The 15,018-nt window shown below is 41.5% G+C and carries 15 protein-coding genes and 1 tRNA gene; 12 read left to right on the top strand and 4 right to left on the bottom strand.

The annotated features are described in order from the left end of the window. Window positions 1–25 precede the first annotated feature (25 nt). Window positions 26–99 (bottom strand) — tRNA-Ala (locus ACVW2L_RS18180). Window positions 100–390: 291 nt separating this feature from the next. On the opposite strand from ACVW2L_RS18180, the gene ACVW2L_RS18175 reads away from it, so the two are divergent. Together ACVW2L_RS18175 and ACVW2L_RS18170 are read left to right on the top strand one after the other, a co-directional pair. Beyond that, complete coding sequence (locus tag ACVW2L_RS18175) at window positions 391–714, top strand: hypothetical protein (protein ID WP_457126385.1); 324 nt, start codon at window positions 391–393, stop codon at window positions 712–714. Next, window positions 711–1,619, top strand: coding sequence for an IS3 family transposase (locus ACVW2L_RS18170; protein WP_457128789.1), 909 nt, complete (start codon window positions 711–713; stop codon window positions 1,617–1,619). Before ACVW2L_RS18175 ends, ACVW2L_RS18170 begins: the two co-directional genes overlap by 4 nt. Window positions 1,620–1,889: 270 nt before the next feature. Here ACVW2L_RS18170 and ACVW2L_RS18165 read toward each other — a convergent pair whose 3' ends face one another. Further along, window positions 1,890–2,918 (bottom strand): IS3 family transposase, encoded by a 1,029-nt coding sequence (locus ACVW2L_RS18165; protein ID WP_457127555.1) that lies wholly within the window; start codon window positions 2,916–2,918, stop codon window positions 1,890–1,892. Then, window positions 2,915–3,241, bottom strand: a complete 327-nt coding sequence (locus ACVW2L_RS18160; protein WP_457127556.1) for a hypothetical protein — start codon at window positions 3,239–3,241, stop codon at window positions 2,915–2,917. Before ACVW2L_RS18160 ends, ACVW2L_RS18165 begins: the two co-directional genes overlap by 4 nt. Window positions 3,242–3,999: 758 nt before the next feature. Between ACVW2L_RS18160 and ACVW2L_RS18155 the strand changes: the two genes are divergently transcribed. From ACVW2L_RS18155 to ACVW2L_RS18120, 8 genes are all read left to right on the top strand, one after another. After that, window positions 4,000–5,205, top strand: coding sequence for an MFS transporter (locus tag ACVW2L_RS18155; RefSeq protein WP_457129369.1), 1,206 nt, complete (start codon window positions 4,000–4,002; stop codon window positions 5,203–5,205). Window positions 5,206–5,415: 210 nt separating this feature from the next. Continuing rightward, on the top strand, window positions 5,416–5,604 hold the full coding sequence (locus ACVW2L_RS18150) for a hypothetical protein (RefSeq protein WP_457129368.1): 189 nt from the start codon (window positions 5,416–5,418) through the stop codon (window positions 5,602–5,604). Window positions 5,605–5,614: 10 nt separating this feature from the next. Further along, window positions 5,615–5,764: a hypothetical protein gene (locus ACVW2L_RS18145; RefSeq protein WP_457129367.1), complete on the top strand. Its 150-nt coding sequence runs from the start codon at window positions 5,615–5,617 to the stop codon at window positions 5,762–5,764. A 35-nt stretch (window positions 5,765–5,799) separates the two neighbouring features. Beyond that, window positions 5,800–5,949, top strand: coding sequence for a hypothetical protein (locus ACVW2L_RS18140; protein ID WP_457129366.1), 150 nt, complete (start codon window positions 5,800–5,802; stop codon window positions 5,947–5,949). A gap of 303 nt (window positions 5,950–6,252) precedes the next feature. After that, a complete protein-coding gene (locus ACVW2L_RS18135) occupies window positions 6,253–10,185 on the top strand; it encodes a DUF4175 family protein (protein ID WP_457129365.1) in 3,933 nt (1,310 codons plus the stop codon). 1 nt (window position 10,186) lies between these two features. Continuing rightward, a complete protein-coding gene (locus ACVW2L_RS18130; protein WP_457129364.1) occupies window positions 10,187–10,606 on the top strand; it encodes an ATP-binding protein in 420 nt (139 codons plus the stop codon). Continuing rightward, window positions 10,606–11,037: an rRNA maturation RNase YbeY gene (ybeY, locus tag ACVW2L_RS18125; protein WP_457129363.1), complete on the top strand. Its 432-nt coding sequence runs from the start codon at window positions 10,606–10,608 to the stop codon at window positions 11,035–11,037. The genes ACVW2L_RS18130 and ybeY overlap by 1 nt, the downstream gene beginning before the upstream one ends. Window positions 11,038–11,087: 50 nt before the next feature. Further along, a complete protein-coding gene (locus ACVW2L_RS18120) occupies window positions 11,088–11,597 on the top strand; it encodes a glutathione peroxidase (RefSeq protein ID WP_457129362.1) in 510 nt (169 codons plus the stop codon). 57 nt (window positions 11,598–11,654) lie between these two features. Here ACVW2L_RS18120 and ACVW2L_RS18115 read toward each other — a convergent pair whose 3' ends face one another. Continuing rightward, a complete protein-coding gene (locus ACVW2L_RS18115) occupies window positions 11,655–12,365 on the bottom strand; it encodes a pirin family protein (RefSeq protein WP_457129361.1) in 711 nt (236 codons plus the stop codon). Between the two features lie 81 nt (window positions 12,366–12,446). On the opposite strand from ACVW2L_RS18115, the gene ACVW2L_RS18110 reads away from it, so the two are divergent. Both ACVW2L_RS18110 and ACVW2L_RS18105 read left to right on the top strand, forming a co-directional pair. After that, window positions 12,447–13,103, top strand: coding sequence for an NAD(P)H-binding protein (locus ACVW2L_RS18110; RefSeq protein WP_457129360.1), 657 nt, complete (start codon window positions 12,447–12,449; stop codon window positions 13,101–13,103). Further along, entirely contained in the window at window positions 13,100–14,962 is a 1,863-nt protein-coding gene (locus ACVW2L_RS18105) for an ABC-F family ATP-binding cassette domain-containing protein (protein ID WP_457129359.1), read from the top strand. The genes ACVW2L_RS18110 and ACVW2L_RS18105 overlap by 4 nt, the downstream gene beginning before the upstream one ends. Window positions 14,963–15,018: the final 56 nt, after the last annotated feature.

Raw genomic sequence — 15,018 nt, 5'->3', positions numbered from 1 at the left:
AAAAGCCCACTGTCGTGGGCTTTAGTGGAGAATATCGGAGTCGAACCGATGACCTCTTGCATGCCATGCAAGCGCTCTAGCCAGCTGAGCTAATCCCCCGTTGAGGATGGCAAAAGTAGTAAAAAGATGTAAAGTACCAACAATATATTCTCTAAAAAAGCAAAGCACATAGTGTGAGACACCATGAGACACTGCGGGACGATATTTTAGCAAAGTTGTGATAAATAACTACTTGCCGTTTCGCAGTGGGACAAAGTGAGACTACTTATTCGTCAGGAAAATTAGCTGTAAACTCGTGTTAATTTCTTGATAAACAGCTGTGTTACAAAAAACACAAATAATGTCCCACTGTCTCGTCCTGAAATAGGTTTACACATTAAGTAAACAAAGATGGACGAAAGAACAGCAGAATCGATACTTATGGATCGTAATTTATTGGGATTAAATTACCGAGCTTTAGAGAAAAAGTACGGAATATCCCGTGCGCAAATCCACCGGATGGTGATGTCAAAGCAAAAGAAAGAAAAGAAGCCGGCAGCAATTAAAGCCATTTCAGTAGAAGACACAACCTTACCGGATGATGTTAAGACGCTCCGTGAGGAGCTTCGAAAAGCTCGTCTGAAGATTGAGTTACAGGATCTGATGATCGATATATCCAGTAAGGAGCTGGGTATAGACCTGCGAAAAAAGCATGGCACCAGGCGGTCCAAATGAAAATGCAAAGCTGCTCACGGGGACTTCGTGAGCTTTGCAGACTGCTTGGTCATTCGCCACAGGCGTATTATCAATATCAAAAAGCATTAGGAAAAAGTGTACTGGAGGACGACCTGATAATCGCTCAGGTGCTTGCTCACCGCCTGCTTCAACCGAAACTTGGAGGACGAAAGTTGTATGCGATGATGGAGCCATTTATGGCAGATCATCATATCGTCAGGGGCAGAGACCGGGTGTTTGACCTGCTGCGTGAAAACGGTTTGTTAAACAGAAAGCGTAGGCACAGTAAGCCCCGGACAACGGACTCGAATCACTGGATGAAGAAATACCCCGACCTGATAAAGGGTATCGTATTAAGCCGTTCAGAAGAATTATGGGTGAGTGACATTACCTATATACGACTGAAAAAGAGCATATTCGCTTATCTGAGTTTGGTTACAGATGCTTACAGTCGTAAGATCGTGGGTTACCACATGAATAAGGACCTATCAGTTCAGGGGCCTGTGGCGGCTCTGGAAATGGCGCTTAAAGAAAGGACGGGTAATGAACTGTTGATCCATCATTCAGACCGTGGTTCACAATACTGTTGTGAAAACTATATCGGTTTGTTAAATCAAGCCGCTATCGCTATCAGCATGACCCAAAGCGGTGATCCCAGGGATAATGCCATTGCAGAAAGAGTAAACGGAATACTAAAGCTGGAGTTACTTAAGGAAGTATATCCCCACCTTACAAGCGCCCGGGAGTCGGCAGTAACAGCTGTTGAGATTTATAACAGCGTGAGGCTGCATAGCAGCATTGATATGATGACCCCTGACCAGGCACATGGTCAAACCGGCCCGATCCAACGTAAATGGAAGAGTTGGGTTAACAGACCCTGCAGAAATCGGGTACCACAGTTTTAAACAAAAGAAAGGAGACAGTAAAAAGAAAAAAGAAGCAAAAAACGAAAAACATGTGGAAATATGGAAAACTGAAGGAGTTTCCCACATTCCCACACAACAAGCAAACAACAATAGTTTATTCTTTATATTTAGAAAAGTGTAAACCTATAACAGGACTAAAATTAAAGTGTAAACTTATCACAGGATTAATCATTAAAAGTGTAAACTTTTTTCAGGACGATACACACTCTGACTTGTCACAAAAAAGGTTGACAGTGATTTTTAATAAAGTTAATTAATTGCTTGTTTGTTTGTCGTGTCAGGATGTGGGGAACGCGCAGCGTTGTTCACATCCTGATGCGTTTTTCTTTTTTTGCTTCTTTTTTTCTTTTTCAAAGATGATTCTGTTTTGTTGATAACTACATCCTGCCTGTTCTCTCTGGCAGTTCTGTAATAGTTTTTCCAGCGTCGTTTTACCGGAATATCCCTGCCATGAACCAGTGCAGGCGCTAACATAGATATGCTGCTGTGCGGACGAAGGTAATTATAAGTGTTTACCGCCTTCTCAACGGCTTCTCTGGCGGTTTGTAAATCCTGATATACCGGTTCAAGTAATTCCATCTTGAGTATTCCATTCACTCTTTCAGCTATAGCATTATCCCTTGGGTCACCGCTTTGGGTCATACTGATGCTGATCTGACGGCGGGTGAGTTCACTTACATAGTCATTACAGCAATATTGTCCGCCCCGGTCCGAATGATGGATAAGCCCGGGTAGTTCCCTGCGCCCTGCAATAGCCATTTTAAGCGCCTTTACTGTCCCTTCGGCTGACAGGCTATTGCTTAAATGAAACCCAACTATCTTACGGCTGTATGCATCAGTTACTAAACTCAGGAAAGCATCTTTATGCTGTAATGCCATATAGGTTATATCGCTCACCCATACCTGGTCGGAAGCGGTGAGAGTGACATCTTTGATCAGGTTGGGATGTTTTTTCATCCAATGGCTAGAATTGGTTGTGCGTACTTTATGTCTGCGGCGTTTATTGAGCAGCTCATATTTGCCCAGCAGCTTAAAAAAGGCATCCATGCCCATCTTTATTCCCCGATTAACAATAAAACCTTTGATTAAAAAATACAGTTTACGGCCACCTATGCGAGGCTGCAACCGGCGGTGTTTGAGCACCTGCTGAACAATGAGATCTTCTTGTAATGGCTCCTTTTCCGCTTGTGAACGTTGTTTGTAATAAGCCTGACGGCTGTGGCCAGACAGTAAACATAGCAGCAATAAACTACGCCCGCTGCTTTGCTCTATTCTCATGACTGCCTGGCTCCAGCTTTTTTTCGGATATCGGTACCAAACTGTTCATCCGAGATATCGATCATCGCTTCCAGCAGCTCAACCTTAAGCTGGCTTAAGCGCAAGGCTTCCTGTAGCTCCTCTACAGTAACCGGCATTTCCTTTGATTCCAAAATAGCTTTGGAATACTTTAAAGGGTGGTTCTTTGTTTGTCTTTGATATGCCATAACCCATCTTGATATGGTAACACGGCCATAGCCATACTTCATGGCTAATTTACGTGTACTTGTGTCTCCTAACAAATATTCTGCTATAATCTCTTGCTTGTTTCTATTTTTGCTCATGGTTGACCTTTTTTGTCAACCCATTTCACGACAAGTCACACTCTGAGACACGTTTAATCGTTTTATATCCCGGATTTTGGTCGGAGGATAGCGTAGAAAGCTACCTGGGGTTTTTCGTTTCCCGTTTTGGCCGTGATGTTATCAAATTAACCCTGAATTTTTTGGTGGTAGAAATGCGTGGTTTACCAGATTCTGGCAGCGGTCAAAAAACCTATAAAACAAGTAAGGCCCCTGATGGGCAGGGACCTTTACTAAACCAATTATAAACCTAAATTATGAGAAGACTCTTTATGTGTTAGCCTTTCGGCTCTAACTATCTCGTTGTTGTATGGTGTAAAGGTAACACTATGTTTTAATATGTGCAAATATTTTTTTATAATTTTTTTGTCAAAACAGTGTCACGACCTATCACATTCGCAAAACATAACATAAAACGTTAAGAATTTGTTAAATTTTTATGCCCTCCGGGTTGTTTTTCCACATTTTAGTCAGCAAATAAACAAAAAAATATTTTTGGGTATCTTCCGCGCCAAAAACACCTGGTTTTCACCGAAATTTTATTGTTTTCTGATTACTTCTGCCCATTTTTAGTACTTTTTAAGTCCTTTCAGCATATTTTTTTGAAGATTTTTGCTTCCACCATTGGCTAATTTTTTTTATTTTTTCGGTTAGTAAGTTTTTTTGTCGTGTTTTTTCATAAAAATTTACTTTTGTGCTATATGCCGAATTACCGTAATTGCATATTTGCCCTTTAATTGATGACCGGATCAACAGAAACAGAAGAATCGCTCCTAACGCCATTTACTTTATGGGCTATAACTATTACCACGGGCCTGGTAATTGCCAATATTTATTACAACCAGCCTTTATTGGATGATATATCGCACACGTTTGGTGTTACAAGCGCCAAAGCCGGTCAGGTTGCTATGTTTACGCAGGCCGGTTACGCACTGGGGATGTTTTTTATTGTGCCCATGGCGGATATGCTTAAGCGCAAACGCATGATGATAATTGATTTCGGCTTTATTATTATAGCGTTGTTGCTTGCCGCATTTGCGAGCGATATTAACGCGTTATTATTAGCCAGCTTTTTTATCGGCGTATCGTCTATAATACCGCAGTTACTAATTCCCATGGCGGCGCATTTGGCCAAAGCGCATGAGCGCGGCCGAAAAATTGGATTCGTTCAAACCGGGTTGTTAATAGGCATATTGCTTTCGCGCACGTTAAGCGGTTTTATAGCGGCACATTGGGGCTGGCGCTGCGTATTCTTTGTTGCCGCGGGCCTGATGCTGGTTATGTGGATACTGGTTTATTGGTTGCTTCCGGAAGTGCAGCCTACCTACAAAGGAACATACAAAAGTTTAATGCTTTCAATTGTAGGTTTAATAAAAGAGAACAGGCATTTACGACTTGCCGCCTTAAGGGGTGCATCCTGCTTTGCTTGTTTTAGCGCGTTTTGGAGCACCATTGCATTTCTGCTAAAAGCAAATTTTGGATTAGGGAGTGATATTGCCGGCCTGTTTGGATTAGCCGGCGCTTTTGGTGCGCTTGCGGTTAGCAACATAGGGCGGTTGGCTGATAAAACTAACCCATATAAGATAGCCACATTTACCATTGCTGCATTACTACTGTCGTTCGTGATCTACTATTTCTCGGGCTATAGTATAGTTGGGATGATAGCGGGGGTTATTTTAATGGACATGGGCCTGCAGGGAACACATTTGTGTAATCAAACTATAATATTCGCAAACAACCCGGCTGCACGTAATCGTATTAATACGGTATACATGGTAACCTACTTTAGCGGTGGCGCCATTGGCACCTTTTTAGGAACGCAGCTGTGGTATAAGTACCAATGGACCGGCGTATGTTTAATGGGCATAATACTATCGGCAATAACGCTGGTATTACATCTTAATAATCAGGAAACACTACAGCCAGATACGCCAACTGTACAGTAGTGAGTACTGTTGCAAACACGTTTCTTCTGCTTTAATATACAAGCTGCTGCTATTGTCTTCGTTTGCAATCCATTGGCAATTGTTTGATTTTCAAGCCATTGATAACGGCAAATCGCTGCTGGGTATGTTTTCTATTACATTTTTATCGCGTTTAGAAAAGTCTGGCACTTTATTGGAAATAGAAAAATCAAATTACTTAATAAACTAATAATGGTAGTTAAAGTAAAAACTCCGGGTACCGGCGAAAAAGAGTGGGAAAACCCTCAGGCTCCTGAAAAGACCTCGGACGACCGGGATAAAGAGCAACTGATACGTCAGTTTAAAGAGGCCAAACGCAGAAAGGATAATCTTTCAACCGAGGAGCCACAAACAGAAGAAACAAAGAACGAAGACATTTAAACTATAGATTATGAAAAACAGAAAACCAGCCATCAGCAAATTAGTAGCACGCTTTGATAACGAATTGAAAGCAATACTGATGAACGATCTGAGATCAGTAAAAGGCGCACGTAATGTATTTATGAGGGCCATCCGTACCGAACAATTATCAGTTGCCTAGTAGCAATATAATTTAACCTAATAAAGCATCAACCCATGAAAACTTATAACAAACCTGCAACCAGCAAATTACTTGTACGTTTTGATAACGAATTAAAACAACTTTTAATGGAAGACTTAAAAGCTTTCAGGGCTAAAAACAACCAACGCAACAACCAGCCGGTATTACAACAACAAGCCGCCTGATCCATATATACATCTACCTATAAAAGCTATTCTATCTACCCTATTAAAAGCGACAAAGCTCTCCGGTTTCGGGGGGCTTTGTTTTTATACAGTGCGGTATTTCTTGTTAAGTACTAACAAGTTTTCAGGTGTCGTTTTTACAATTAATAATTGTAAAAATATTGGTAATACGGTAGCTAATTGTTTAGTTATCATATTAAATTGTTAATATTAATTAATAATTTAGCTTACCCTTGTTATCAAGCGTCTGTTACATAACAAATTATGTATAGGGTTTAGTTTAAACATTTAATTGTTTGCGATATGAATAGCCACGGAAATTATGAACTGCTGATAGATAAGATCAATACCTTTATAAAAAGGTATTACCTTAATAGCCTTTTAAGGGGGTTGATATTTCTGGGCGCCGGCTTGTTTTCGGCCTATATCGTTATAACCCTAACGGAGTATTTCGGCAATTTTGATTCGCTTTTCCGCAGTGTATTATTTTATGGCTTTATTTTACTTAACCTTGTTCTGATTGCATGGCTGGTTGTTCCGCCGCTTATGGCCTGGCTTAAATTAGGAAAAACCTTAACCCATGATCAAGCTGCCGACATAATAGGAAAGCACTTTAATGATGTTAATGACAAACTACTAAACACGCTACAGTTAAAAAAACAATCCGCATCTGACGTAGGCCACCAGGACCTTATACAAGCCAGCATTGATCAAAAAATAGAAAATCTGCGCCCAATCCGCTTTCCTTCGGCAATTAACCTTGGCGAAAACCGCCGTTACTTAAAATGGGTGCTTGCACCTGCGGGTGTAATTATAGTGCTTGCCTTTGCAGCACCATCTATGTTAACAGAAAGCACGAAACGGATTTTACGACACAACGAATATTTTGCACCTGTATCACCGTTTAAATTTGTGGTGCTTAACCGCACACTTTCAGTAGTACAGGGGGACGATCTTGACCTTGAACTTAAATTAGAGGGGGATAAATTTCCGGCGGATGTTTATATAGAAATGGCCAACAACACCTTTAAACTGGATAAGGAAAGTGTGAGCCGTTTTAAATACCAGTTTAGCAATGTGCAAGAGAGCATCAAATTCAGATTGTCAGGAAACGGCTTCAGTTCCATTCCGTACGAAATAAAGGTTAATCCGCGCCCTGCGCTTTTGCATTTTGATGTGATGCTTAACTATCCGGCTTACCTACATAAACCATCAGAAACATTGGCTAACGCAGGCGATATTATTGTACCTGCCGGAACAACAGTAACCTGGAAATTCCATACCCAAAACGCTACCGGCATTGCTTTTAATATGGGCAATAAGCAACAAATGCTGCAACCATCAGAAGTTAACCTGTTTAGCCACAGCGAACGCATCTTGACGAATACCATTTATAAATTGAGTCCCGTTAATCCGGTTGTTACTACTACAGATTCTGCCGCTTACCGTATCAACGCTATTGCCGACGAGGCCCCGGCCATTGATGTAGCCGAGCGCCCCGATTCTGTTAGTATGAATGCCTTTTACTTTACCGGTAAAATACAAGACGACCACGGGTTTTCTAACCTTACTTTTCATTATAAAATAAACCCTGGTGGCGGCAAGGCCAACGAGAAATCGTTTGTAAAACCGGTTAAAGCCGATTTAAGTGTCAACATCTCCGACTTTTTCTACTATTGGAGTTTGAAGGATCTGGGGGTTAGGCCCGGCGACCAGGTCACCTACTTTTTTGAGGTTGCAGACAATGATGGTGTAAGCGGACCTAAAAAAGTTCAATCGCCCGAAAAAAGTATAAATGTTCCTGATGCAAAAGAGTTGGAGAATGAGCTCAACAAAGGCACAGAGCAGGTTAGAAAAAACATCCAGCAGGCCGCTAAGCTTGCCGCCGAAATTGAACGGGAGTCGCAAAAACTGAATGAGCTTTTATTAAGTAAAAACTCCATCTCATTTGATGAGCAAAAACAACTGGACGCCCTGATGGAAAAAAGGCGCGAGTTAGATGATCTTGTAAAGCAAATTCAGGCCGATAACAGAAAGAACATGTTTAACAGGCGCGAAAATCAACAGCAAAATCAGCAATTGGCCGACGAACAAAAACAGGTTGAGAAGTTGCTTAATGATGCGTTGGACCCTAAAACACGTGAGTTACTGGATAAACTACAACAGTTGGCACGCAATAACCAAAAAGAGGGCACCCGCGATCAGCTGCAAAAAATGCAGATGGACAACAAGTCGCTTAAACGCGAGTTTGGTCGTTTAGAAGAACTGTACAAGAAAATGGCGTTTGACCAAAAAGTAAATCAAAATATTAACAAGCTGACCGAGTTGGCCGAGAAGCAGGAGAAATTGGCTGATGAGACCAAAAAGCCTGTGGGCGCTGAAAATAAAGATCAACAGAACAAAGACCAAAAAGCCAATGCGGATGCGCAGAAACAAGCGGCCGAGCAATTGAAAAAGGCGTTGCAAGAGGCACAAAAAGAGGCCGCTGAGTTGCAAAAGAATCAGCAGCAAAGCCAGGAGCAAAAAGCACAGCAGGATTTAGATCAGGTTAAAAAAGCGTTGCAGGACGCACAAAAGCAGGCAGCAGAGCTGCAAAAGCAGCAGCAAGGCCAGGAACAAAAGGCGCAGCAAGATGCACAAAAACAGGATGGACAGAAGCAGGATGCGCAGAAACAGGCCACAGAGCAATTGAAGAAAGCGATACAAGACGCCCAAAAAGAAGCTGCAGACGTGCAAAAGCAAAATGAGCCACAGCAGGGTCAGGATAAAAAGGCCCAGCAGGATGCGCAGAAACAGGCAACAGAAGATCTGAAAAAAGCGATACAGGAGGCCCAAAAACAAGCTGACCAATTACAAAAGAACGGCGAGCAGCAACAGGGTCAACAGGGCCAGGATCAGCAAAATAAAGATCAGCAACAACAGGGCCAGCAACAAAACGAGGAAAAAAGCGCTGAAGAACAAAAAAGCGCACAAGAGCAGAAAAAACAGGAAAAACTGAACGAAGAATTTAAGGATATAAAGAAGTCTTTAGAGGACCTGGCCAAGGAAGCAGAAAAAATGCAAAGCCGTCAGGATTTTGAAAACCCTAAAAACGAGCAGGAAAGCATTGAGGATAAGATGGAGCAAAGCAAACAGCAATTGTCAAAAAACAACCGGCCAAAAGCTTCTCAATCTCAGCAGGATGCTGCCAAGCAAATGAAACAGATGGCTCAGAAAATGCAGCAGCAGCAGGAAGAGGAAGAAGAGGAAGAAAACAGCATTAACATAAAACAACTGCGTGAGTTGTTGAAAAGCTTGGTAAACAGTTCCTTCCGTCAGGAAAAGACAATGGAGGCGCTGAAAAACACCAGTCAGATGGATCCAAACTATGTAACATTGGCCCAAACGCAAAAAACCATAAAAGATAACCTTAAAACCGCCGAAGACAGCTTATACGCCATAAGTAAACGCGTCCCTCAGATAGAGGCTACGGTGAACCGCGAAATATCAGCTATAAATGACAGGATAGACCAGGCTTTGGAGAGCCTTGGCGAAAGACGTACGGCAGAGGCTAACCGCAACCAGCAGTATGCCATGACATCAATGAACAACCTTGCACTGATGCTTAGCGATGCGCTTAACAACATGCAGGCTAAGATGAACGAGCAAAAATCAGGTGGTAAGCCTAAAAAGTCAAAGAGCCAGCAAATGCAGCAATTGAGCAAGCAACAACAGCAGCTTAATCAAAATATGCAGCGCGCACGCGAGCAAATGCAGCAACAACAGCAGCAGGGCCAAAATAAGGGCCAAAGCCAACAGCAGCGCGGCATGAGCGAACAATTGGCCCGAATGGCGCGTGAACAGCAGATGATAAGGCAAGAGATGCAGCGTTTAAACAGCGAAGACAGACGCGACGGCGGTACCGGAATAAAAGATCTGGATAAAATGTCGCAACAAATGGAACAATCTGAGAACGATATCGTAAACAGAAGAATAACAGAGGACGCTTTAAAAAGACAAGAGCAAATACATATTCGTATGTTAGAGGCCGAAAAGGCCGCTCAAGAGCAGGAGCAGGAACAACAACGCGAAGGCCATGCAGGCAAGGACATGCCTCCGGGTTATATAAAAGCACTGCAGGACTATCAACAGGTTAAGGAAAAGCAGACAGAACAGATCAGAACAGTTCCGCCGGCGCTTAACTTATATTATAAGAAAAAAATAAAGACTTATTTTGACCAACTTAACATTAACTAATATGCAAGCCGAAACTCAGCCAACAGAATTGTATACGCTACAACTTCCGTCAAAGCTAGAGAGCATAACACAGTTAGAGAATCTGGTGGAGGAAATAGCGGACAGGTACCACATAAGCGAAGATACGTTTGCAAATATGATGACCTGCCTTAACGAAGTTGCTACCAATGCTATAGTGCACGGTAATAAATTAGACGCGGAGAAGAAAGTTATAATTAACGCGGAAGTTGACGGCAGAAGGTCAATATGGACGGTTACCGACGAGGGTGAAGGATTTGACTATCTTAATGTAGCCGACCCTACAGCACCAGAAAACCTGGAGAATCTTGCCGGCAGGGGTGTGTTTATTGTGAAGCACCTGGCGGATCAGTGTGTGTTTAATGCCAAGGGCAACGAGGTGGAACTGCTATTTAAGATATAATGCCGGTTATAAATTTTTTTGAGGAAGATATAGCCTATACGCTCAAAAATAAAATAAAGCTAAAGCAGTGGATAAAGGCTTCTATTGTTGAGGAGGGTTTCCGGCTGGATGAGCTTACTTATGTGCTATGTTCGGATGAATACTTATTGAAAATGAATCAGCAGTATCTTGATCACGACTCTTATACAGATATTATTACGTTTGATAATTCTGAGGAAGAAGGTGTGATAACCGGCGATATTTTTATTTCGATACCCCGGATAAAGGAAAACGCTGAAAAGTTTTCTGTATCAGAAGTAGATGAACTTCACCGTGTTATAATACATGGCGCATTACATTTGTTAGGATATAAAGACAAAGCCGCTGCCGACAAGAAAAAAATGACACAAAAAGAAGACTATTATTTGGCTAAGCGCCTCATAAATAACTAATTTTACAACAAATAACCCGTTTATAATCAATCACTTTAAATATTACTGAAATGAAATTTTTAGGATTCCTGTTAGCATTCGTTTTACTGGCTGCACCGGCCTCGGTTTACGATTTTAAATTAAAAACCCTTGATGGCGATGATTTTTCGTTAGCTAAATACAAAGGCAAAAAAATTCTTATTGTTAATACTGCATCAAAATGCGGTTATACTCCACAATATGCTGATCTGCAAAAACTGTCTGAGTTATACAAAGACAAGCTGGTTGTAATTGGTTTCCCGGCAAATAATTTTGCTAACCAGGAGCCCGGTACCGTTGCTGATATAAAAGCATGTACTGCAAGCCATAATGTTAAATTTACCATAACAGAAAAGATCAGTGTTAAGGGTACAGACATTGCACCTCTGTTTAAGTACCTTACAGAAGCCGAAAATCCAGACTTTACCGGCGAAATTAAATGGAACTTCGAAAAGTTTTTATTGGATGAGAACGGTAAACTTATAGACCGCTATCGCTCTGCTACTAAGCCTTTAGATCCGGCTATTACATCTAAAATATAATCTTAATCTAACTTAAAGAAAAAAGCCCCGGCGATTTATTTGCCGGGGCTTTTTTCTTTATAACATTGGTACGTCTATAATAAGAAGTCGGGTATTTTCCTGAGTATCAATAACAATTGAACTGACATCATAAATCCCAATAGCATCCCTTTTGCTTAGTACCTGATCGTTTATTTTAACGGCACCCTCTAAAACGAATATATATGCACCGTTTTCGGGGCGCGTAATATTATAGTCTATTTGCTGCCCGGCATCAAAACTTCCCATAGCGAAAGTTGCGTCCTGGTTTATCCAAAGAGCTTCCGCGTTTTTATCTGGTGATATCAGCGTTGTGAGTTGATTTTGCTTAAACGAAGTTTTAAAATCCTTCTGATCATATCTTGGCTCAACGTTTCTGTCGCGCGGAAACAGCCAGATCTGCAGTGTGTTGGCCGCCTCTGTTTTTGAGTGATTAAACTCAGAGTGCTTTACGCCGGTACCGGCAGACATTACCTGTACTTCGCCGGCGTGTATAACGCCTTTGTTTCCCATGCTGTCTTTATGTTCTAAAGCGCCTGACAGAGGTATGGTGATGATCTCCATATTATCGTGTGGGTGGCTCCCAAAACCCATGCCTCCGGCTATAATATCATCATTTAATACGCGCAATGCGCCAAAATGTATCTTATCCGGATGATAATAAGATGCAAAGCTGAATGAGAAATTTGCCTTAAGCCATCCATGATCGCTTGTGCCGCGCTCATTGGCGGGATAAAAAATTGTTTTCATGTTCCTCCTTTTATGTGTTTAAACACACAATATTCATTCCATAAATTTATAATGCTTATTTTTGCCAACTAATTACCATCAATGGGAAAAAGAGCGATTATAATCGGCGCAAGCGGACTTATTGGCAGCAAACTACTCGATATTTTGCTTGACAGCAGAGAATACGACCGCGTTATAAGCTTGGCAAGAAAGCGCCTTCAAAAAAAACATCCACAGCTTGTACAAGAGATAATAGACTTTGACAAGCCCGATACCTACCAGTCGCTTATTAGTGGAGATGTGCTATTTTGTTGCTTAGGTACTACGCAAAAACAAACACCTAACCGGGATGATTATCATAAAATAGATCATGATTATCCTGTTGATCTGGCCAGGGCTGCTTGTAAAAACGGCGTGCCCGACTTTCATTTTGTGTCAGCCATTGGCGCCGATCCATCGTCGTCTAATTTTTATTTGAAAACAAAGGGCGAGGCGGAGCGCGATCTTAAAGAAGTTGGCTTAAGAAGCCTGCAAATATATGAGCCTTCGCTTTTAACCGGACGGAAGAGAAAACGGCGAATGGGTGAGCGAATTGCTACTGTTGTTATGGCGATAATAAACCCACTTTTGATAGGTGGTTTAAAAAAGTATCAAAGCATTGATGCCGCTACGGTTGCAAATGCAATGTTTAATCAATCATTAAAAGACAAAAAGGGCGTATCAGTATATACAACCGATAGAATTAAAAAACGCGCGTGAGTACTTATATATCTGCCGAAAACATCGGCCACTCCTTTCATGATAACTGGCTGTTTAAAAACCAAACCATTGGCATTAACCGCGGAAGGCGGGTGGCCTTGGTTGGCATAAACGGTGCAGGCAAATCTACATTGTTGAAATTATTAGCCGGTATACTGCAACCTACAGAAGGGAAGGTTGTACAAAGCCGCGATCTGCGCATGGGTTACCTGGAACAGGACCCGGGCTTTAAAAACGCCGTTACCATTAGCGATTATATTTTTCATGCTGATAATGTGCAGCAGCAAGCTATACGAAAGTATGAAGAGCTATTGGAGAACGATCCGGATAATGCCAAAGCTCTGGAAAAAGTAATGGAAGAGCTTAGCGAGACAGATGCATGGGAGTATGAATACAAGATAAAAACAATTTTAGGGAGATTGGACATCCACCACCTTAATCAGAAGATAGATACTCTTTCCGGCGGACAGAAAAAGCGACTGGCATTAGCAAGGTTGTTAATTGAGGACCCCGAATTGTATGTTTTGGATGAGCCAACCAACCATTTGGACATTGATACAATAGAATGGTTAGAGAAACTACTTACCGAGGGGAATAAAACCATTTTAATGGTTACGCACGACAGATACTTTTTGGATAACGTATGTAACGAGATATTAGAGATAGATAAAGGCAAATTTGTTCCTTATAACGGCAACTATGCATATTATCTGGAAAGAAAGGCTGAGCGTGACGCTTCAGATGAAGCCACATTCCAAAAAAACTCCAACCTATTAAAGAAAGAGTTAGAATGGATGCGCAGACAGCCGCAGGCGCGGGGAACAAAATCCAAAGCACGTATAGACGCCTTTTATGATCTTGATGCCAAAACAAAAAATGCCGGGCCAAAGGTAAATGTGGAATTAAGTGTTAAAACAGCAAGGCAGGGCAATAAAATAATGGAGATACACGATATAAGCAAAGCTTTTAATGGCAACACTTATATCGATCATTTTAATTACGTTTTTAAAAAAGGAGACAGGATAGGGCTTGCCGGTAAAAACGGAAGCGGAAAGTCTACCTTGCTTAATACCATTACCGGTTCACTTCAACCCGATAGCGGCCATATTGAGAAGGGCGAAACAACCGTTATGGGTTATTTTCACCAATCTGGCATACAGTTTAAGGAGGATGAACGCGTTATTGATATAGTTAAAAACGTGGCCGAGTTTATTACCATGGCTGATGGTAAAACCATTTCAGCGTCGGCATTGCTTACATTATTCCTTTTCCCGCCTGTAAAACAGTACGGCTTTATATCTAAATTGAGCGGGGGAGAAAAGAAAAGATTGCAGTTAATGCACATCCTCATGAAAAACCCTAACTTTTTGATCCTGGATGAGCCCACTAATGATCTTGACATAGATACACTAAATGTATTAGAAGAATTTTTAACTAACTATCCCGGTGTTTTAATGCTGGTATCGCACGACAGGTATTTGCTGGATAAGCTAACCGACCAGTTGTTTATAATGGAGGAGAAAGGCCGTGTCAGAATTTATAACGGCAATTATTCTTCATACCGCTTGGATCTTGAGGAAGAAAAGCAGCAAAACAAAAAGGACGATGCAAAACCCGCACCAGCGCCAGCCAGTACACCAAAAAACAAATTACGTTTTAAGGAGCAAAAAGAACTGGATGCGTTAAATATTGAAATAGCAAAGCTTGAAGCGGAAATAAAACAGCTAAATGAGCGTTTATATTCCGGCATTGACAACGCCGCGGTTTTGGAGATTAATGCAAAAATTTCTATCCTAACCAGCTTATTAGATGAAAAAACAATTCGTTGGATAGCCTTAACTGAGCTTAACGAAGGTTAAATTAAGAGTGTTCCACGTGGAACACCACTAAAAAAAACGACAATATTCACGTGGAA

The sequence above is a fragment of the Mucilaginibacter sp. HD30 genome (assembly GCF_054061755.1).
The sequence above is the reverse complement of the archived record's forward strand: the minus strand, read 5'-3'. Positions and strand labels throughout refer to the sequence as shown.

What these genes read in the sequence shown, in the direction of transcription:
- ACVW2L_RS18175 (WP_457126385.1), top strand. Translation starts at nt 391, where the DNA reads ATGGACGAAAGAACAGCAGAATCGATACTTATGGATCGTAATTTATTG.
- ACVW2L_RS18150 (WP_457129368.1), top strand. Translation starts at nt 5,416, where the DNA reads ATGGTAGTTAAAGTAAAAACTCCGGGTACCGGCGAAAAAGAGTGGGAA.
- ACVW2L_RS18140 (WP_457129366.1), top strand. Translation starts at nt 5,800, where the DNA reads ATGAAAACTTATAACAAACCTGCAACCAGCAAATTACTTGTACGTTTT.
- ybeY (WP_457129363.1), top strand. Translation starts at nt 10,606, where the DNA reads ATGCCGGTTATAAATTTTTTTGAGGAAGATATAGCCTATACGCTCAAA.
- ACVW2L_RS18115 (WP_457129361.1), bottom strand. Translation starts at nt 12,365, where the DNA reads ATGAAAACAATTTTTTATCCCGCCAATGAGCGCGGCACAAGCGATCAT.
- ACVW2L_RS18110 (WP_457129360.1), top strand. Translation starts at nt 12,447, where the DNA reads ATGGGAAAAAGAGCGATTATAATCGGCGCAAGCGGACTTATTGGCAGC.
- ACVW2L_RS18120 (WP_457129362.1), top strand. Translation starts at nt 11,088, where the DNA reads ATGAAATTTTTAGGATTCCTGTTAGCATTCGTTTTACTGGCTGCACCG.
- ACVW2L_RS18165 (WP_457127555.1), bottom strand. Translation starts at nt 2,918, where the DNA reads ATGAGAATAGAGCAAAGCAGCGGGCGTAGTTTATTGCTGCTATGTTTA.
- ACVW2L_RS18145 (WP_457129367.1), top strand. Translation starts at nt 5,615, where the DNA reads ATGAAAAACAGAAAACCAGCCATCAGCAAATTAGTAGCACGCTTTGAT.
- ACVW2L_RS18135 (WP_457129365.1), top strand. Translation starts at nt 6,253, where the DNA reads ATGAATAGCCACGGAAATTATGAACTGCTGATAGATAAGATCAATACC.
- ACVW2L_RS18155 (WP_457129369.1), top strand. Translation starts at nt 4,000, where the DNA reads ATGACCGGATCAACAGAAACAGAAGAATCGCTCCTAACGCCATTTACT.
- ACVW2L_RS18130 (WP_457129364.1), top strand. Translation starts at nt 10,187, where the DNA reads ATGCAAGCCGAAACTCAGCCAACAGAATTGTATACGCTACAACTTCCG.
- ACVW2L_RS18170 (WP_457128789.1), top strand. Translation starts at nt 711, where the DNA reads ATGAAAATGCAAAGCTGCTCACGGGGACTTCGTGAGCTTTGCAGACTG.
- ACVW2L_RS18160 (WP_457127556.1), bottom strand. Translation starts at nt 3,241, where the DNA reads ATGAGCAAAAATAGAAACAAGCAAGAGATTATAGCAGAATATTTGTTA.